The organism is Sphingobacterium daejeonense (assembly GCF_901472535.1).
GTDB classification, from domain to species: domain Bacteria; phylum Bacteroidota; class Bacteroidia; order Sphingobacteriales; family Sphingobacteriaceae; genus Sphingobacterium; species Sphingobacterium daejeonense.
The window spans coordinates 1,926,510-1,945,904 of the sequence record NZ_LR590470.1 but is presented as its reverse complement, the minus strand read 5'-3'; the positions used below and the strand labels follow the sequence as shown (position 1 = coordinate 1,945,904).

Here is a 19,395-nt window from a genome sequence, read left to right as displayed (position 1 = left end):
AGGGTTTGCGTTGTTGGCATTATCTTGCCAAGGGTGCGCTTCTTCAGATCCAGCTTTTTCTGAACATTGGCCTCTCTCTCTTGAAGATAGCAGCAAAAATCAAAGCCAAAATAAAATACAGCAAAATTGATATCGCCATACCTTTCAATATCTGACCAATCGACAAAGAACCTAATGCTTCTTTTTGTTGGTCCAACATCTCCAAGGTAGTGTCTATCTGCTCATCAGGAATGTTGTTCGATTCCATCATTTCTATCGTCAGGTTCTGGGTATTTTCAATAGCCTCAAATTGTAGATTCGGATAAGCAACATTGAATAAATTAATACCGATTGTCCCAACCACAGTAGTGATGGCAAGCATAATGAAAATATTTTTCAATGCTGTCGAAAAGTCCCAATAACCGCCAACAGCTTTTCGCAATTGAAGCGTAAAAAATACTGCAGCAGCTAAAAACAACACATAACTGATTAGAATATTGATGACCGATGAAAAAACAATCGATGTTGCTGTCTTGGAAAAATAAAGTGAAATAATGGAAAGAACCAAAGAGATTACCCCTAAGATGACGCCATAGATAATGGCCTTTTTCTTTACATTAACTTCAGGTGAATAAGTAGAATCCATGATTTATGAGTTATAATTTATGATTAGTTGCAACAATGCAATGTCCAAGGCCTTGTTAGAACCTGCCTCAGCATAAGATTCCAATTGCGCTTGGTTAGGGTTTTGTTCGTTGAAAAATGAAACCAAAGGATAGAACAAATCAACAAGTTCGTCATCTTCAGAAATGGTTGCAGAAACCTTCGCAATCTCAGAATATTCACTATCGACCAAAATTTGATTCGCGATTACTTTTTCATAAATCCGGTATTCATCCTGAAATTCATCTTCTTCAACCAATAAGAACTCTTTCAGAAAGTCATCCAACGATGGTTCAACATCATCATCAGCACATTCCCTTAAGTAAAGTAAGATATTCAAAAGCTCTGATCCACGATCCAATGTTTCTTCCTCGATAGATTCCCATTCTTCAGAGTCCAGATAATCTTCCTCCAATTTCTGAACATCCTCAGCAAAGAAATTGATCATCAAGAGATCAAATGTATACTCGCGCAATTCTTCAAAGCGCTGATTATCATCGAATACAGCATCCATGGCTTCAACCTTCTCCATAAATGGCTTTTCAAGCTCAAAGGCCTCAGCCAATCCAGGAAGGATCGCCTGTCCATCAATTTGTTCTACAGAAGCGTAGTTGTTTACTGCGGCCTCTAATGCTTTTTTTACTTTGATATCCATATTTTATTAATTGATGTGCAATTTATTGTTGTTTATGACTGCTATCACTTGACCTGTCAATTCCTGACCAAATAATGGACTGTTAGCAGATTTGGATTTATTGGTCTTATTATCAAATATCCATTTTTTAGATGGACTAAACAACACCAAATTAGCTTCTTCACCCTCAGCAATCACTGGAATGTCCAATCCTAGCACCTTTCTTGGGTTTATAGCTAATTTTTCCACGATCGTCTCAACAGTTAACCCTGCCTTAAGTAACAATGGAAGAACTGTCTGCGCTGCGATTATACCATTCTTGGCAATCTGAAACTCAACCTGCTTGAATTCAATCTCTTGCGGAGTATGTTGTGATACAACAGCATCTATCACACCATCCTTCAATCCCTTGATCAAGGCTTTCACATCTTTCTTGGTACGCAATGGAGGACTCACTTTATAATTCGAATCAAATCCTTTGACGTCTTCATCGGTAAATACCAAGTTATGAGCAGCCACGTCACAGGTTACCTTGATTCCTTTTGCTTTTGCTTTCTTGATTAGATCAACCCCTTCTTCTGTAGAAATCGTAGAAAAATGGATTGGAGATTCATTATATTCTGCAAGGAACAGATCCCTTGAGATCATGACAGATTCAGCAAGGTTTGGAATTCCTTTCATACCTAGGTATGTACTGACTTCCCCCTTCATTCATCTTGCTATCGGCAGCAATGGAATCATCCTCCGGAAAAGCCATGATCAGACCATCGAATCCTTTTGCATAAAGCAAAGCACGGGACATCAGTCCTGCTTGTTGAATGCTATGTGTACCATCGCTATAAGCGACAGCACCTGTAATTTTCATATCATAAAGCTCCGCTAATTCATTGCCTTCCCTCTTCTTGCTCCACTGTGCCTATTGGAAGTACATCGACCAGATTCCCCTTTGCAGAATTGACGATCAATGCAACCTCAGAACGGCTGTGGATTGGAGGATTGGTATTCGGTTGAACTGCAACAGCAGTAAAACCTCCGGCTGCAGATGCTGCAGTACCCGTTTGAATATCTTCTTTTGTTTCATATCCCGGTTCTCCGAAATTGACGTTCATGTCGAAAAAACCTACGGATAAGAAAGCATCCTTACCATCGATTACCTGAATCTTCTTGTCATCAGACTTAATCTTCTTCCCTATCTGTTCGATCTTCCCGTTTTTTAACAAGAAGGTCAACAGTAGACAAATGCAGTGGATGTCCTGCCGAAACCAAAGTCGCAGAATTAATTAATATTGTAGCCATGAATTGAATTGAAAATCAAAAAATTGTGCTGAATGCGCGTGTTTAAGTCGTAGAAACCAGCTATTGATCCAAAGGTCTTTTTCCAATGAGCATTTTCAAAAAACCTTCTTCAAGTATAAATACCCCTTAATCGAAGATAATAACAGCTGTTTCATTAAAAAACAAAAGTACAAAATTCACGGGAATACAAGGATAAAAAAACAGAAAAAGCTATTTTCCCCAGCGAAATGTATCCAAGTCAAAGCCTGCAATGTCCAATGCTCGGTCGATTACTGTCGAGGCAAGCTCCTCAAAGGTCTGCGGACGGCTGTAAAATGATGGTGAAGCAGGGCAGATAATACCACCTGCCTGGGTAATCAAGGCCATATTTTGGATATGTATGCTGCTGAGCGGCGTCTCCCGGGTCAATAATATCAGCTTGCGGCGCTCCTTAAGGATGACATCGGCTGCACGTGTCGTAAGGTCTGAAGATATTCCATGAGCGATCCTTGCCATGGTACCCATCGAACATGGAACCACAAACATCGTGTCATACTTCGCAGAACCCGAAGCAAAGGGTGCCATAAAATCATTCTTCTGATAGGTAGGAAAATCATATTGCTCATAGCTCTTGTCATCTAGCTCAAATTGCCAAACATCCTTCGCGTTGTCTGACATCACCAAGCCGACCGACTCAATCTGATCCGACAAACCAACCAATTTATCCAACAATACTTTTGCATAAATGGAACCCGACGCACCGGTTATTGCTACGACAACTTTTTTCTTCCTCATGTTACAAAAACTATGAAACCTTATCGAATACAGACCGCCAAAAAACCATTTTATAAAAAAAGGGTCGAATTAGATTAATTCGACCCTACATCTACCTATGAAAAACATGCCCTTGGGGAGGGCATTACAAAAGTAAAAAAAATCATCAGAAAAGTTATAAAACTACTACTCTCAATTATGATTTTGTAGACAAGTAGCTACAAAAATTAAATGATGTTCGTTCCCGAACAAAAAAAATTGTATAGATTACATTTATTAACATAAAAAATTTTATAGGAAACAGCAGATTTTTTGGGCAGAGGTAACCTTATTTTAACTTTTTTTTATTTATTTCGTAACGCAAAATTAGGATTATGAGTTTGACAGTACTGGAAGAATATATTGAGACCGGAAACCACCAAGATTTAGATTTATTGCTTAGCCAAAACCCCGACCTTGTAAAGGAAAATACAAGCCATGATATTTCTCCTTTGCTATTGGCCTGCTATTACCACAAAAACCAAATCATCCAGGTTATCCTAAAATATATCAAGAGCATCACCATCCATGAAGCCTGTGCCGCCGGACTGACAGAACAGGTGCAGTTTATGGTCGATCAAAAACCTGATGTCATCAACGAACTCTCCTCCCATGGCTTCTACCCGCTTGGAATTGCAGCACATTTCGGCAAGGAAGAAATCGTCCGCATCCTGTTAAGGAACCGCGCAAATCCGAAACTCCTCATCCCAAAATGGCTACCAGGTATTCCCTATTCATTCTGCACTCAGCAATGGACAGGACAATATCGCAAAAATGCTCATCGAAGCCGGTGCCGAAGTAAATGTATTGCAATCCTCAAGGATAAGTCCCCTGCACCTCGCTGCACAACAAGGGAATGTCGACCTCATTATTATCCTCTTGGAACATGGAGCCAACATAGCCATCAAAAATGATTTCGGACAGACAGCCTCAGATCTGGCTGCTGAAAAAGGATACAACGAAATCGCTGAAATTCTGAAAGCTTAATCTCTTTTTATAATAGCCAAGGCTATTCCACATTCTAGGCACAGCTTAGGATCGCAATAGGTTGAACGCATGTGCAAAAACTGCCTGGGTCTCCAAGGCATTACATAGCGTCAGCCCATACCTCTTGTAGCGCCTGCTCACGGAATTGTTTTCTGCCTTCAGGCTCTCTAACCATGAAATCGCACGGTCCATATAATTCTGGTCGCCTACATATTTCCCATAAGCAAATAGAAGCGGAATAAAAACTATTGATCGCCAATAAATGAAATGATTGCTCAGTAATCGCCGTAGAATGCGAACTCGTTTCCTTTTCAAAATGAAAATGTGTTTCCCAAAATTCTGGAACCTCTAGCTCCCGAAGACATGCTTTCAGCTCATCAAGGCTCAATGCCCCCACAACCAAGGAAAACCATGATGAAAACTTACAATACATAGCCGCCAATTGGGCAAGTTTCAGCGTAGGGAAATTGAATGGCCGCATTCGCATGAATTTCCATTGAAATCCCGAAATCTCATTCAAAGAATGTATTCTTTGCAGGTATCTGTAGCGGTCGACAAGCTTCAGCAAATAAGGATCCTCTCCCCGATATGTTTTTAAGAAACCCGCCTGACCAAAGAAAATCGCCTGAACAGATCCTGAATTGCCCTTCATCTTCTGAATCAGCTTCAAGGACAGTATTTCGCTCAAATCCATAAAAACCTGCCTATTCACCTTCATCCCAAATGCTCCCGCCATTAAGCTCAAGCAGACTCTTTCCCAGTCTCCCCTGTATAATTTCAACAAGCCTAAGATCGTCTCATACCTCGCCTCCAATCGTTCAATACCCATCCTATTCAGCACATGGATCTTTTGATATTCAGCAACATTATTCAATCCATAACTACATGGTAACCAATGATTATTCTGCAATAAACGATCTATTTTGTTCAATACCGATTTTTCCACCAAGTCCTTCATCCCCAAACTCATCAGCAAAGCCCCATCCTCCAAATAACAATCCCTATCCCCCTCCCAAACAACATGCAATATCACCGCATTATAAGACTTGTTCTTATCATGCCCATGCAACTCCCAGTCGCTGGACTGAACATGAATTTCAATATGTCCATACCAATCCTGACCATTGATCCGCAGATGGGCAAACAGAAAATCCGGACCTGCATCGGTATTGTAATTCCCCGGATGAACAACCTCCACACGTTCCCCATTCCTACAGACCAAACCAAACTGACGAAACAACCGGAATCGCCAGATAAAATGTAAAACATGCTCAGAAATTTGCATGTTTAAAGATAGTTATTTTCTTTATAGGAAAAAATAGATGTGAGATGTGAGATGTGAGATGTGAGATAGGGAATAGGTTTAGACATTAGACATAAGACACAAGACATTAGACTATGTCCTGGTTGGTGCAAGCACCAAACTAGACTCCCTGGTTAGTGACTTCACCAAGCTAGACGCCCTGGTTGGTGTCTCCACCAACCAGCAACCAGGCTCCTGGTTTCGAATGCACTCAACCACCTGGACGTTCGGTCCCTGAGCGGAGCCGAAGGGCCCGAACTATCATCGACCAGACATCCAATCCCTTGGTTCCAAATGCTCTCAGCCACCAAGACGTTCGGTCCCTGAGCGGAGCTGAAGGGCCCGAACTATCATCAACCCATCAACAACCCCGCTAGGGCAATGGCCTGACTTGGGCCCCAGCAATCAGGCAAAGTTTTCTAATCTTGAGGAAATTATTAGGCACTGGTCGGTGTCCCTGGCAAACTAGATGCCCTGGTTGGTGTCTCCACCAACCAGCAACCAGGCTCCTGGTTTCGAATGCACCCAGCCACCGGGACGTTCGGTCCCTGAGCGGAGCCGAAGGGCCCGAACTATCATCACACCATGCAACCCTGTAGGGGTGCAACTATTATAGAAAAGGCCATAGGCATATTTTTCAGCGGCAGGTGGAGACACCTGCCACGGCGGGAAAACCCTATCGGGGTGAAATGCCGGAGGCATGAAATATCTCTTAAATGCCATCGGCATGAAATATCTATAGAAATGAAAATCGCTTCAAACACCAACGCCGTAGGTGTGGCATACTTGTTTTAGCTTGTTCTAAGACCTACCGTCTAATGATCATCAACCTGTCATTGCCTACCATTGTTCCTTCGACCAGCTCTCCTTCGATTTCTGGTGCTTTGATACCTTCGCCCCAGGAATCAGCTCCAATAAAAATCCTCGCCTCATCCCAAAGACCGGCAGCAATAAAAAGATCCAACGTTTTCTTGCCCCCCTCAACGATAATCGACTGAATATCCATCAGATACAATTGATATAGAATCTGCTGTGGCAAATAAAGATCAAAGTTCTCGAGCTCAATATATTTCCGGTTGCCTTTCCAATCTGTTTTCTTGGCATTGAAAATAATCGTTTCGGCATCATCGTTGAAAATAGCCAAGTTTTCTGGCAGTTCTAGGTTCTTGTCGATCAAGATTCTCTTGGGGTTCCTGCCTACCCATTCGCGCACGGTAAGGCTTGGGTTGTCCAATTGGGCGGTTCTCTTGCCTACCAATATGGCATCTTCTTCGGAACGCCATTTATGCACAAGTTGCTTGCTGGCATTATTACTGATCCATCGTTGCCCCTCAAGTGGTGCAAAGTAGCCATCCGATGTCTCGGCCCATTTCAGAATTACATAAGGCCGGAATTCTTTTAACTTGGTAAAAAACCTACGGTTCAACCACTTAGCATCCTCTTCCAAAACTCCTACTTCAGTTTCAATTCCTGCATCTTGCAACTTCTGCAATCCCATACCATTGACCTTGGCAAAGGGGTCCAAGCAAGCGATCACAGCTTTTTTAAAGCCCATATCGACGATCATGTCTGCACATGGAGGTGTTTTCCCAAAATGTGCACAAGGTTCCAGGCTAACATAGATCGTGCTCTGTTCAAAGAGCTCTCTTGCCCTCTCCTCTCCATACTTATCGATCACTGACCGTACGGCATTGACTTCAGCATGCGGACCGCCATAAGGCGATGTATATCCTTCACCGATTATCTCGTCATCACGGACGATCACCGCTCCAACCATCGGGTTAGGACTGGTCTTGCCTGCGCCCAAGACAGCCAATTCCAAACAACGCTTCATATATCCTTCATGCATGCTACAAAGATAGGTCTTACACCCAACACAACAGAAATAAGAAAAAAGAATTTTCAATGTTTGAGCTAATTGTTTTTTACTTTTACCCCATGAAGACCCTTGGCACCCTAAGACAGCAGTATCTTTCAGAATTAGCAACAATTTATGATCAGGATGAAACCCTGAGCTTGTTCAATATTGTAACTGAACATCTTCTGGGATATTCAAGGACGCAGGTCAGCATGAATCTGCAGACGGACATCAATGATGACACAACAGCAGATTTCGAGAAATTCCTGCAGCAGCTGAAATCCGGGAGGCCTGTTCAGCACATCATCGGGAAAGCACCGTTCTATGGCCTTGAATTTATTGTTTCTGAGGACACGCTGATTCCAAGACCAGAAACTGAAGAATTGGTCGATCTTATCATCAAGGAAAATAATACATCTCCGGAGCTTCAGATAATCGATATCGGCACAGGAACCGGCTGTATTGCCATCAGCCTAAAGAAGAACCTCAACCAAGCAGAGGTTTCGGCCGTAGATATCTCCCCTGAAGCAATTGCTATCGCTAGACAAAACTCAAACAACAACGAAAGTCCAGTAAATTTCCGTTGCCTCGATATCCTGGAATGGAACTTGGTCTTTGCCGACACTGAATTATTTGACATTATCGTCAGCAACCCTCCCTACATCACACAACAGGAAAAGAATGATATGCACCGCAACGTACTGCAATTCGAGCCACACACGGCCTTATTTGTAGAAGATTCGGCTCCACTGTTGTTTTATGATCACATTGCCTCATTCGCCCTGAAACACCTCAAAAAAGAAGGAGCTCTTTATTTCGAAATCAATCAGTACCTCGCAAAAGAAACCCAAGAACTCCTGTTCAAGAAAGGTTTTTCAGAGGTTAAGGTGCTAAATGATATCAATGGAGTACCGAGAATGATCAAAGCAAGCAAATTCAATAGTCGCTAGCTAGGCCTCGGCTCCGGCACCATGCTGCTTTGACTTTCGTGCTGCTCCTCTAATCCTCCCCATCCTCTCTATAACATATGCTAACCTAGGCTTCGCCTCCGCTATGGACCAGCTTCGGCTAATGCTTGCGCAGTGACCTTTGCGCTGGTTTGACTTAGGCTCCGCTAGCCATCGACCGCATTGCCCCTTGCGCTGGATTGACTGTGCTTTGAAACCAGTTTGCTGACTCAACGAACGCCATGGTTGGTGTCTCCACCAACCATGCAATGGCCCCTTTCAAATTCTTATGTCTTATGTCTTATGTCTACTGTCTTTTACAACCTCCTTCCACTCTCCTTCCTGTCTCCTTCCACTCTCGTTCGTCTCTTGTTCGGACTTCCTTCGGACCTCGTTCGGAGCTGCTTCGGAATATACCCGAACAAGGTCCGAACAAGGTCCGAACGAAAGAAGACTGAGAGTGGAACGAGAGTGGAACAAGACTAGTCTGGGACCAGCAAAATTTAACTAGCACAGGGTTTTCTGAATCAAATTATTTTAGGATCAGGACGGAGAAATTGATTATCGGATCTATAAAGCGAGGTAAATGCACCTATTTATAATCAAAATGCCCTTCCTACAATGCCAAGGCAATATTTTTATTAAATTTTTCAAACTGAAAAACAGCGACTTATTCGGTCAAATACAAATTTAAGGACAAAACATTTGGCACATATTGAGGATTTTTCTACCTTTGCATCACTTCAAACAACGAAGGGTTCTCGAAAAAAGAACAACGATTCCGTAGCTCAGCTGGTAGAGCAATACACTTTTAATGTATGGGTCCTGGGTTCGAATCCCAGCGGGATCACAAAAGGCGCTAGAGATAGCGCCTTTTCTCGTTAAAATAACCGAAAAACCGCGCTCAGGACAGATTTTTGTATCAAACTTATCCTTTTCGAACCAATCGAACTGGTGCCCAAACTGGTGCCTTTTTTAAGTTCGTAGATTAGGGCACCAGTTTTACCTTCAAGTAGTTGAAATCTAGTATGTAAAGAACATTTTTTTGAACACATTTTAAAGCTTTAAAAAGATGAAAAGTAACCAGAAATTAACGGTGCTGTTCTGGCACCGCAAATCGAAAGCCGATGCCAGCGGAATGGCGCCCATTATTTGTCGCGTTAGTATTGACGGCGCAGAAGCAGAATTCTCCATTGGCAGGAAAGTAAGAGCCCAGCAATGGGATACTGAAGCCAAAAAAGCAAAGGGTGGTGCAGAAGCGAGAAGCATCAATAAACGGATCATCCAGATCTCATCCGATCTTGAGAGGCATTTCACTATCCTGCAGATGGAACATTCCCATATTACCCCCATTATGCTCAGAAATGTATTTAACGGTCTTCCAGCCAGTCACAGAAAAGGAAGTATTAAAAAAGTCGTTCCACAGTCCGCTACCATCCTTACCATAACTGACGGCTTTGTAAAGAATTTTGAAGAAATGGTAGATAAGGGGATCCGGTCTGCCGAGACACTAAGGCAATGGAAATCAACTAGGAACAAGATCTCTGAATTCATTCAGTATGCATTTGGAAAGAAAGACCTGGATCTTCAAGATATTGACTATTCCTTTGCAACGCGGTTCTATCGTTACCTAACTGTTGAGAGGGAAAAGGTCTTGCAGGAAGCAGCTGCCAAGAAACAGATCAAGAATACCAAACAAATTCTTTTCATTGCAGAGTCCAGTGGCAATATTACCAAGAACCCCATTCAGAAATTCCGTTGTGGCGGAGATGAAACCGATATCCAGCCCTTAGAATTTTATCAGGTATGCCTGCTCTGGCAGAAAGTTATCCCGATCAAACGATTGGAAGAAGTAAGAGACGTTTTCATATTCCAATGTTTTACAGGATTTGCTTTCCAGGATGTCCACGGTTTAACAGATTCCCATTTGATCAAGGTCGGGCTCAAAGGAGAAAAATGGCTCATCAAGGAAAGAGGAAAAACAGGAGTTCCTGAAATGGTCCCCGTTATGCCGATCATCGAAGAGCTGATAGAAAAATATAGTCATCATGAATGCCGGATTATTTTGGGACGTTTATTACCGGTCAACAGCAATGCCAGATACAATGGTTATCTTAAAGAAATTGCTGTACTGTGTGGATTGGACAGGGAGCTCAATACCCATTTGGCAAGGCATACTTTTGCCGATATGATGCTAAATGTATTTGGGTTCTCCTTGGAGGAGGTAAGCAAGATGCTCGGACACAAGACCATAAGGACAACCCAGAGATATGCTAAAGTGAAAAAGAACAAAATCAGTCAAACTTGGGAGAAGGTACGCTCGAACGTCTTTGCTGAAGATGGACAGCTCAAACAAATAGGATAAAGGATAGGCATCCTTAAGGATAGGGGAACTCATATTGATTTGCTTTATCAAACTTCAATCAAATTCGTAATTCCCTGTCTTGAATCATTAGTATTGATTTACTAAATCTAAAACGTTGACATTTATGGAATAAAACTAGCTATACCATATATGTCAACTATTAATCCAAATAAACAGGAATAAATATAAATGAATTCAGCTCATATTTATTTCCATTTGGCAACAACAATAGTCCACGCAGTACACGACGACGTTGTACTCCTGAGTGTATAAAAGACAAGGATATTCCTGAGAATCAGAACTCAGGAATTCTTTACTCATCTCTAAGGCTGTCTACAGGATTGGCTTTTGCAGCTTTTAAGGAATGGTAGAACATAGTTAAAAATGCAATTGACAAAGTTCCAAGTGCTGGAATAGAAAACATCCACCAACTTACTGCTATTTTATATGAAAAATCAGAAAGCCAATGTTTAATAAACCACCAAGCAATCGGTGTCGCGATAAGAATTGAAACTATTATTAATATAATGTAATCCATAGAGAGCAATCGAATAATTCTGTTGATAGAACTTCCCAAGACTTTTCTAATACCAATTTCCTTGGTCCTTTGAGAGGTGGTAATCGTAATCAAGCCAATTAAGCCTAGGCAGCTTAAAAATATTGTAATTATTGCTGATGAATTAATGATTTTAGCAAACTTTCTATCGTTATCATAAAGCTTTTTAATGTTATCATCATAAAATTGAAGATTAAAAGAACCATCCTTATAAAATGCTTTCCATTCTTTTTCTATGGTTGATATAGAAGCTGACCAATCCTTAGTATTCTGACTCAGTTTAATATTCATATAATCTAATGATAATTGGTTATTAGTTGTTATGAACGAAATGGGCTCTATTTCTGCATGTAAAGTTCGACTATTGAAATCGTTATAAACCCCAACTATTTCTCTTGACTCAATATTACTTTCATTTGTTTGAATCCGTTTGCCAATTGCTAGGGCCGGTTTATCAAAACCAAGCATTTCTGAAGTGCGCCTTGTAATTGCGATACCACTTATTGAGTCTTTAATTAGTAAATCTCTACCAGCTAGTAATTTAAGGTTAAATAATCTTCCATATCTGTCACCTACACTTTTCATAGATGTTTGAATTGCTGACCCTTCAGCATGCTTTAAAGATAAAGCTGAATAATATTTGCTTAATGGCATTCTACCCAATGCTACATCCTGAATTTTAGTATCTGACTTTAAGGTATTGACGAGTACATTGGGATCTTTATTTAATCCAGATCGGATTGTATTTGGGAGCGGTATGTTTACAATAGCATTATGATCAAACCCTAAGTCTTTATTCATCATAAATTTCAACTGTAATCCAATTAGTAAAGATGTAACAACAAAAAATTGGGCAACAACAAATTGCAAGACGATCAATAGTTTTTTTAATGATAAGTTTCCAAATTTAATATGGGTTATGGATTTATGTTTTAATACTTCTACAACCTGAACCTTATTCGATAGATATATCGGATAGATACTCGTACTGATGACGAGTACAATTAGTAAAATAATAAGAAATAAAATAACTTCTTTTGTATCATTTACAAAATGGAAATTTTCAGGAATATATTCTTGAATTTGAGAAACGAGTAGATCCTTTAAAAAATATGCTAAGAAGAAGGAAACCAAACAAATAATTATAGTCTCTAACACAAAACTTAATGCTAAATGCCTCATACTTTCTCCCATTGTTTTTCGTATCCCTATATTCTTTGCTCTCTCAGGTATTTGGGAGGTTGAAATATTTATAAAATTGATGACGGATAATGTTAATAGAAAAAAACCAATGCCAATTATTCCATAGATAGTCTTTTTATCGACAGAATTGTCCATAAAGGTGGAGAAATGAACTTCCGATAGTGGAACAAAAAGAAATCTTGCTTTTTCAGTATAACCTCCAATAGCATATTCGGATTCAAATTTATTGTTGATAATTTTTAGAAGGTTTGATTTGTTTTTTTCTGAACTGACTTTCACATACATTTGATTTTGAGAAGATCCTCCTAAAAAATTTGAATCGTTCCAATCACTCTTACTAATTTCAATGAACTCTTTTCCTGAAAAATTGCTTGCTGTTTTAAGATCCTCCACAATTCCGGTGACGGTATATTGAACTGTATCATACATTATAGATTTCCCGATGATCTCACCGGTTTTTAATTCCGGAAAGTACAATTTTGCTCTTGATGACGTTAAAATAATCTCAAAAGGGCTACTAAAAATTTTATATTTACTTCCAGCTATCCAATTATAATTTACCAGCTCAAAATAATTTGTGTTCACAGCAACTATATTATTTGGAGCATTATGGACTGAGGACTTTCCATTTTCACTAGCTGTGATCACCTCGGTTATATATTTGCCGTAGATCGGAACAGTTAATTCACTGCTAGATACGTAATCCTGAATAAATGGTGGTAAACCCAATGGAACATAATCAGAAAAAGAATCATTTCCATCAGAAGAGTGACTTATTGCAACTCTATATATATGCTCCCTTTCCGGAAGATCTCTATCAAAACTGAATTCATAATTTACCAGTCGAAAAATAACCCAGCATACTGAAATCCCAATCGCTAATCCAGATATATTCAATCCGGTAAAAAGTCTATTCCGCAAAAGATGCCTAATAATTTGAGTTAGTTTTTTCATGTTAAAGATTTTCTGAGTTAATTTTTAAATACAATCATTTTTTTTGAAAGCACTATAACAAGTATTTAAAATTCAGCTTCTTATTGATAAAAACTGTTTTGAAATATTTTTTGATCAAAATGGTTAAAAATATATTTAACTCCAACATTCTATTCAATGATTTTGCCATTTTCTTAAAATGCTATTTTTCAGATAATTAGATATTATTGTCAATTATAAAGTGTTCAGTTACGAACATATTTTGTTCGTAACTGAACAGCTATATTTAAAATATGACATAGAAATTAAACAAACTTGACTTGTGAAAATTTAAAATCAGGATTATTTACACAATCGAATTTTAAAAATCTATGTGCCAGCCATTCACTGCTTTTTAGATTGACGATATTTTCTTTCTTTCACAAGAGAAATTAAAAAATGTCCCCTTAATTCCATTTTTGGACGTTAGGAGACATTTTTCTGTTCCAATTTAGTTTTACTTTTTTAAATTACTTTTAATATCCACTCCCAAGCGGTGGATTTCCAGTTTGAAAGCCTTGTGCCTTGACGGTTTTTCCAGTTTCTAGATTGATAATGATCAAAGAATTCTTGTGCAAAGGCAGCAGATTGATCTTTCTGCAGAAAATAAATTCTGACATGTTCAATTTTGGGAGGCACGGATTTCCCTGTTCCTTCCACACCAGTCAGCATTTTTGCTCTAGGATTCTATTTTCACTGAACAGCTTCTTAAGATCTTCGGGATCATAATAGATATTTCCGCCTATTTTGGTATAGGCTAGAAGTCCGCTTTCCCTCACTGCCTGGAGCTTTCCGAGAGAAAATCCCAACAGTGCCCTGACTTCAGCCGATTTCATCCACCTGCGAACAGGTGATCTGAGGTTACTTTCTTTGCCGATCCTTTGGATGCTATCCAAGATTTCTTTTTTCATGACCTCTAGGTCTTCGACCGTGACGATCTGATTTTTTCTTAAATCTCTCATATTGATACATTTAGTTTGATAATGAGAGATTAATTTAAATTGAAAATATGAAAAGAACACCACCCTGTTAAAAATCGATATAGGGTATCTCGATTTAAAGAATTCTAAAATATAGTGGACTACTTGTTTTTAAGAAGGTGTTCTAGATAAGAAACTTTATCTTTTTCGGCCTGTACCAATCTTTCATAAAGTTTTTTATTTTCTTCAAAAGCTTCCACCAATTTATCTAGGGGATTAAAGTTTGGCTGTATATTGATTGCATTTAACGTTGATGTATCATTACTAGTGAATGTATTGTTCATAATATTAAACACAGCTTCTTCGCTAAAGTTTTCTATGGCCTCAGGCGTAACTCCTAATATTTTCGCTACTTGAGATAGGAGCTCAGTCTCAATATTTTCCTTGTTTTCCATTGCCGAAACGGTCTGCTGGCTGACACCGAGCTCAATGGCCAAAGCTTCCTGTTTCATTCCGCGAAGTTCACGGATCCTTCCTATTTTTCTACCTATATGGTTTATTTTATTTGAAGTATTCATAATTTCAAAGTTAACATTATCTCCCAACCAATTTACAAAATATATCGCAAACTGGTAATACCAGGTCTAGGTTGTAAGCTACTCCCTGAACCTAGTTATTTACCAAATGATTTGGTTCGCTACACGAGTGGAAGTATCTTATTTTGTATTGGGAATCCTTTAACCGCTTTGAACATTGTTTGCAGAAAATTAGATCAACGATCGCTGCATGGAAAAAGATTGGGCGGATTTGCGAGACTATGGTTTATTGATAAAATCTAATAAGTTTCATTATGCACCACGTACATCATTTAGGCAACTACATCACGTTATTGAACGAACAGGAAATTCTCAAGCCGATATCAATTATAGAAGAACTCTTCAAAAATCAGGTCAATGCAGAAAAAATTGTAGATGAAGTAACCGAGATTTTTGTTTCTTCTTTAAGAATAAGATATTGGAAGAATTATAATTCGCCGCTTGTTCTCTATGAAAAATATAAAAAAATAATCAGATTTTTGGAAGCTTCTTGGCTCATTAGCTTGACTCAATCGGTTGAAAGTGAGGGACAGATCGATGACTTAAATATAGAGACAGATTACATAATTCAATCCAAACGGCGTTTTGGTCAGGCTAATTATTACAATCTTAAAGACGTATTTTCACAATTTTCATTATGCTTTCTAAAGGCTGAAGTTTATGATTATTTTTTTATCGGTCTGAATCCAAATTGTACCGATTATCCATATAATGAAGATCATGATCTAAGTGTTCTTCAGGCTCTCTATCAATTGATCGAATTATCTTATGAACTATGCATTTCCGGGAATTATCGGCACAAATCGGTACTTAGCGAAAAGATCTTATTTTCAGAATTGGAAGCATTCAGAAACCGAGAAACGGTTTATGATTATAATTGTAGTTTAAATGAAGTTTTTGACCAAACCCCTAAGAACGAGTTATTGAACGGAATTAAGCTGGTTTTGGAAATCCTTCCTACAGCGGATTTTTGGAGAGGGAATGGAAGTCCTGGAAACCTAGTTCATTATTTTCACGATTACCTGTATGTACTCGATGAATTTTGGATTACCTTTCTTATCGCGAAAGTTTCCGATGTAGACCTTTCAATTCCTTGGCAATTTCCTAATGATATGTTAATAGGTCTCGATATTTCGAAGAATCAATGGATATTGGACCCTTGGCACTATTTACAATCTCAGTTTAAATACCGACCTGTTGAAAATTGGAGGAAACTTTTAGATGAATGTCTAGAGACCGTATTAAGCAATAGGAAATGTAACATCAAAAAACAAAAATATTTCCTTCAGACCATTAGTTTTATTAGAAATCTTATTTACCTCACAGAAATCGAAAGCTATATCTCTTGGGAAAGAAAAAATAGATCATGCAAAATAAACCATGTTATGAAAGATTATAAAAAAAATTCAGAAGAACTCAACTGGATTGTTTCAAAAATTACTCATTACCTACTAATAGACCGGATATACATTTGTATCCCTCTAATAAAAGAGAATTCAAAACCAGAAATCATTCTTGTAATTCCATCATGCCATAAGCAGGATCTGAATGAAGCTATAGCATCTTCAAAATGGATTCTAGCTGAATTTCCACAATATTCAATTCGGGTTTATCATACCACTGAAGTAAGGGAAGCTATTAAAAATGGAGGAATGGCTTTTCTTTATGTGACAGATCCTGAGAATCTTCTGTATATCAATCCAAAGAGTAATTACCAAGCTCCTAAAATCCTATTGGAACCTTCCAAGATACTACAGCGCGGCAATATTCAAGTTGAATATGAGTTGGAAAAGGTTGACAGCTTCTTCCAGGGAGTTCAGTTTTATCTGAGTTTAGGAAAATTAAAGAATGCGACGTTTCTACTTCACCAGGCCTTTGAATTGAGCTATAGAACCTGTGAGTTATTAATATTGGGAAAGGAAAAGATAACTCATTCCTTACGTAGCCATCAAAAATTAATCACAAATTATATAGATGAATTCAATACTGTTTTTGATATAAATATGGAAAGTGAAATGAGATTGATTGATCTTATTGATTGTGCATATAGTGCAGTACGTTATGAGAACAATTTCAATATCAGTTGGACGGATTTTGACCAGTTGCTCAAAAAATCAGACTTGATAAGGACAATCTGTAGAAAGACGGTCGATTCAGTCCTTTCAAGTTACCAGCTGTACTATCATAAGAGAAGGATATCCTAAATTACCGGTTAGGATCAAATGAAATTTACGGATTAATAGCGATACCTAATGACTTTTCGATCTTTCCTTTTGCTCTTGTAATATTCCTTAATCAGTTCGCGGATCCCATCATTGGAGCCGCGATGTACTGCATAGGCATCCTGCTTTAATTCCCAAACAATCTCCGAGACGATATCTGTGAACATACTGAGCTGATCCGTCATTCGTCCCCCTGGATTGATATTCTTATCAATTTCTTGGATCAGTTTTCCAGCGATGGGCAACAGATCGGGGAAAATGTTAATTAGTTTTTGGATTTTTTGAACCTTAAGTTTCTCCAAAGCATTTCCATTTTTCATGGTATTAGCGTAGCTCATGCGCTGGGAAAATGATCGATTGAACTCAAAGTGTTCATCAAATATTTTTTCGCCTGATTCTTTGAATGCGACTCGGTCGAACTGTCCCAATTTCTTGGAATGTTCGACGTTCTTTCCTCTTGAGGTATTCTGTGGGCTGAGCTTGATCTTGTTGGTGATATCTTTACGGCTAACAATGATCTGGATATGAAACTGTAACCCTTCTTTACGTTCACCTTTCTTTCTTTTACCATCTTTAACCTCTTTGTCCCGAAATCCATAATGGCGATACTTCTCGACCTTTCCAAACCACAAGAGATCTCTTCCGCTGGAAATCCCGGCTCGCTTGAAATTCCGGGCGTATTCGTCCATGACTTTTTCTGCATATTGCTTGAGCATATTGGGGATATCAGCCTCTCCATATTGCTTCTGAAGGAAAGCAAGTTCCTTTTGGCTCGGGCTGATATTGATCAGGTAGAATTTGCCATCTGATTTACAAAGTTTTGCAATATTGGCATCGATCGATGTCCTGACTTGATAGGGAAGTATATTTCTAGAGTCATTATTGAACCAGAGCTCCCTTAGTTTGGGCTCCAGCCTGTTTTCTTTTTCTAGGTAGTTCACCAGCTGACCACAGCTGCCTGTATTATTTCCGCTCTCAGTCTTTGTAATGTTTATAAACATGGAATTAAATTAAAGGTCTGATAATTGGTTTAGAGCTAGCTTTATTAATTCATCCTTAATTCTGGAAGATGGATTCCAACCCAAGGACTCTCTGGCAGCCACATAGTTTTCAAAGATTTTTCTAAATCGAGTTTTCAATAGTTTAGCATCTTCAAAGCTTGCCTGCATATTACGCTGCCTATTGCTTAATGATTGTTGTTCTATGGAAAGCTGATTTAATTTGTTGGTTGCGCTTTCCATGTTATCCAGGAGTTTAATTATGGAGTTTTCCATATTGCCCAAGATTTCAAACTGAGGTAAAATCAGGTCTTTCTCCTGCTGCCTATAAAAAGAAAGGATCTTTGAAATTCCTGAAGTAATTTCCTTTTTCAATATTTCATCGTTCAGATCTATGGGGTCATTTTTTGTTCTGTAGAAATAGTCAACCATCTGAACGAATAAATCCTTTTTGGTTCTTCATAACTTTAGGGATAGGAAAGGGAGCTTTTCATCAACTTTGACTTGGAACCTAATGGATTTAGTATCTGAATTTATTATTCTACTCATACAATGGTCCTAATTATTTGAATAATTAAGATAGATATTGAAACCATAAAAATTGAATTGAATATTTTAGATTGACAAGGTTTTGCCTAAAATAGAGTAGAAATTTTGTTTAAAGATGATGTTGACAATGAATCAATTATGTGAAAAATATTATTTAATTTACGAAGAAAATCAATCAGCTCGAATCTAATTTCATCTGAACATACTGCAAAGTATACCCTTTTACACCTTAATATTATCCATAAACCACAAGAGTATCCCCGGAGGATACTCAAAACCCCGAATGCAGGGCAATAGGGGCAAAAAGTAGGGCTATGCCCAACTTCCGCTTGCTCAGATGACTCGCTCAGATGACTCATCCTGGAATAAGTTTACACATTTCTTTTAAAATTTAATCTTTGTCCTGAAATAGCTTTACAGCTTCTTCTCTTCCCTGAAATGTGTTTACAATAATGCTGTTTTTTTGATAATAATTTTATAGAAAAATAAAATAGCCTACCAGTAATATGGCTATTTTAACCCCAATTGGGGGCACCTTTTGGGTGAAGTGGGAAA

The 19,395-nt window shown here is 38.7% G+C and carries 18 protein-coding genes, 1 tRNA gene and 1 pseudogene; 6 read left to right on the top strand and 14 right to left on the bottom strand.

Annotated features, from left to right (window positions below):
* Positions 1-43: 43 nt before the first annotated feature.
* The 6 genes from FGL31_RS09290 to FGL31_RS09275 form a co-directional block, all read right to left on the bottom strand.
* Positions 44-625 (bottom strand): DUF4199 domain-containing protein, encoded by a 582-nt coding sequence (locus tag FGL31_RS09290; protein WP_138090829.1) that lies wholly within the window; start codon positions 623-625, stop codon positions 44-46.
* Between the two features lie 3 nt (positions 626-628).
* On the bottom strand, positions 629-1,297 hold the full coding sequence (locus FGL31_RS09285) for a hypothetical protein (protein ID WP_138090826.1): 669 nt from the start codon (positions 1,295-1,297) through the stop codon (positions 629-631).
* 6 nt (positions 1,298-1,303) lie between these two features.
* Positions 1,304-1,957 carry a dihydroorotase gene (locus FGL31_RS28895; protein ID WP_317130985.1) on the bottom strand — a complete coding sequence of 218 codons (654 nt, stop codon included), beginning with the start codon at positions 1,955-1,957 and terminating at the stop codon, positions 1,304-1,306.
* Entirely contained in the window at positions 1,932-2,141 is a 210-nt protein-coding gene (locus FGL31_RS28890; RefSeq protein WP_317130984.1) for a hypothetical protein, read from the bottom strand. The genes FGL31_RS28895 and FGL31_RS28890 overlap by 26 nt, the downstream gene beginning before the upstream one ends.
* 19 nt (positions 2,142-2,160) lie before the next feature.
* Complete coding sequence (locus tag FGL31_RS28885; RefSeq protein WP_317130983.1) at positions 2,161-2,496, bottom strand: amidohydrolase family protein; 336 nt, start codon at positions 2,494-2,496, stop codon at positions 2,161-2,163.
* 286 nt (positions 2,497-2,782) lie between these two features.
* Positions 2,783-3,346, bottom strand: a complete 564-nt coding sequence (locus FGL31_RS09275) for a UbiX family flavin prenyltransferase (RefSeq protein WP_138090823.1) — start codon at positions 3,344-3,346, stop codon at positions 2,783-2,785.
* 353 nt (positions 3,347-3,699) lie between these two features.
* Here FGL31_RS09275 and FGL31_RS28880 point away from each other — a divergent pair.
* Together FGL31_RS28880 and FGL31_RS25135 are read left to right on the top strand one after the other, a co-directional pair.
* A pseudogene (locus FGL31_RS28880) lies at positions 3,700-4,020 on the top strand (ankyrin repeat domain-containing protein); the annotation flags it as partial.
* A 34-nt stretch (positions 4,021-4,054) separates the two neighbouring features.
* Positions 4,055-4,351 carry an ankyrin repeat domain-containing protein gene (locus FGL31_RS25135; protein WP_394366186.1) on the top strand — a complete coding sequence of 99 codons (297 nt, stop codon included), beginning with the start codon at positions 4,055-4,057 and terminating at the stop codon, positions 4,349-4,351.
* Positions 4,352-4,451: 100 nt separating this feature from the next.
* Here the strand turns inward: FGL31_RS25135 and FGL31_RS09265 are convergent, their stop codons facing one another.
* Together FGL31_RS09265 and ribD are read right to left on the bottom strand one after the other, a co-directional pair.
* Entirely contained in the window at positions 4,452-5,636 is a 1,185-nt protein-coding gene (locus FGL31_RS09265) for a DUF2851 family protein (RefSeq protein WP_138090820.1), read from the bottom strand.
* Between the two features lie 826 nt (positions 5,637-6,462).
* Positions 6,463-7,503, bottom strand: a complete 1,041-nt coding sequence (ribD, locus tag FGL31_RS09260) for a bifunctional diaminohydroxyphosphoribosylaminopyrimidine deaminase/5-amino-6-(5-phosphoribosylamino)uracil reductase RibD (RefSeq protein WP_232046506.1) — start codon at positions 7,501-7,503, stop codon at positions 6,463-6,465.
* Between the two features lie 56 nt (positions 7,504-7,559).
* Between ribD and prmC the strand changes: the two genes are divergently transcribed.
* The 3 genes from prmC (at position 7,560) to FGL31_RS09245 (ending at position 10,824) form a co-directional block, all read left to right on the top strand.
* Positions 7,560-8,462, top strand: a complete 903-nt coding sequence (gene prmC / locus FGL31_RS09255) for a peptide chain release factor N(5)-glutamine methyltransferase (protein WP_232046503.1) — start codon at positions 7,560-7,562, stop codon at positions 8,460-8,462.
* A 774-nt stretch (positions 8,463-9,236) separates the two neighbouring features.
* Positions 9,237-9,309, top strand: a tRNA-Lys gene (locus FGL31_RS09250).
* A 222-nt stretch (positions 9,310-9,531) separates the two neighbouring features.
* Positions 9,532-10,824, top strand: a complete 1,293-nt coding sequence (locus tag FGL31_RS09245) for a site-specific integrase (protein WP_138090814.1) — start codon at positions 9,532-9,534, stop codon at positions 10,822-10,824.
* Positions 10,825-11,137: 313 nt separating this feature from the next.
* Here the strand turns inward: FGL31_RS09245 and FGL31_RS09240 are convergent, their stop codons facing one another.
* The 4 genes from FGL31_RS09240 to relB form a co-directional block, all read right to left on the bottom strand.
* Entirely contained in the window at positions 11,138-13,537 is a 2,400-nt protein-coding gene (locus FGL31_RS09240; RefSeq protein WP_138090810.1) for an ABC transporter permease, read from the bottom strand.
* A 483-nt stretch (positions 13,538-14,020) separates the two neighbouring features.
* Positions 14,021-14,227, bottom strand: a complete 207-nt coding sequence (locus FGL31_RS09235; protein ID WP_138090808.1) for a hypothetical protein — start codon at positions 14,225-14,227, stop codon at positions 14,021-14,023.
* Positions 14,221-14,517, bottom strand: a complete 297-nt coding sequence (locus tag FGL31_RS09230; RefSeq protein ID WP_138090805.1) for a helix-turn-helix domain-containing protein — start codon at positions 14,515-14,517, stop codon at positions 14,221-14,223. Before FGL31_RS09230 ends, FGL31_RS09235 begins: the two co-directional genes overlap by 7 nt.
* Before the next feature lie 119 nt (positions 14,518-14,636).
* On the bottom strand, positions 14,637-15,053 hold the full coding sequence (relB, locus tag FGL31_RS09225; protein ID WP_138090802.1) for a type II toxin-antitoxin system RelB family anti-toxin: 417 nt from the start codon (positions 15,051-15,053) through the stop codon (positions 14,637-14,639).
* A 272-nt stretch (positions 15,054-15,325) separates the two neighbouring features.
* Here relB and FGL31_RS09220 point away from each other — a divergent pair, with 272 nt between their 5' ends.
* On the top strand, positions 15,326-17,275 hold the full coding sequence (locus FGL31_RS09220; RefSeq protein WP_138090799.1) for a HEPN domain-containing protein: 1,950 nt from the start codon (positions 15,326-15,328) through the stop codon (positions 17,273-17,275).
* Positions 17,276-17,307: 32 nt separating this feature from the next.
* On the opposite strand, the gene FGL31_RS09215 is transcribed toward FGL31_RS09220, so the two are convergent.
* Together FGL31_RS09215 and FGL31_RS09210 are read right to left on the bottom strand one after the other, a co-directional pair.
* Positions 17,308-18,294, bottom strand: coding sequence for a DUF5712 family protein (locus FGL31_RS09215; protein ID WP_138090796.1), 987 nt, complete (start codon positions 18,292-18,294; stop codon positions 17,308-17,310).
* A gap of 9 nt (positions 18,295-18,303) precedes the next feature.
* Positions 18,304-18,723 carry a hypothetical protein gene (locus tag FGL31_RS09210; RefSeq protein ID WP_138090793.1) on the bottom strand — a complete coding sequence of 140 codons (420 nt, stop codon included), beginning with the start codon at positions 18,721-18,723 and terminating at the stop codon, positions 18,304-18,306.
* Positions 18,724-19,395: the final 672 nt, after the last annotated feature.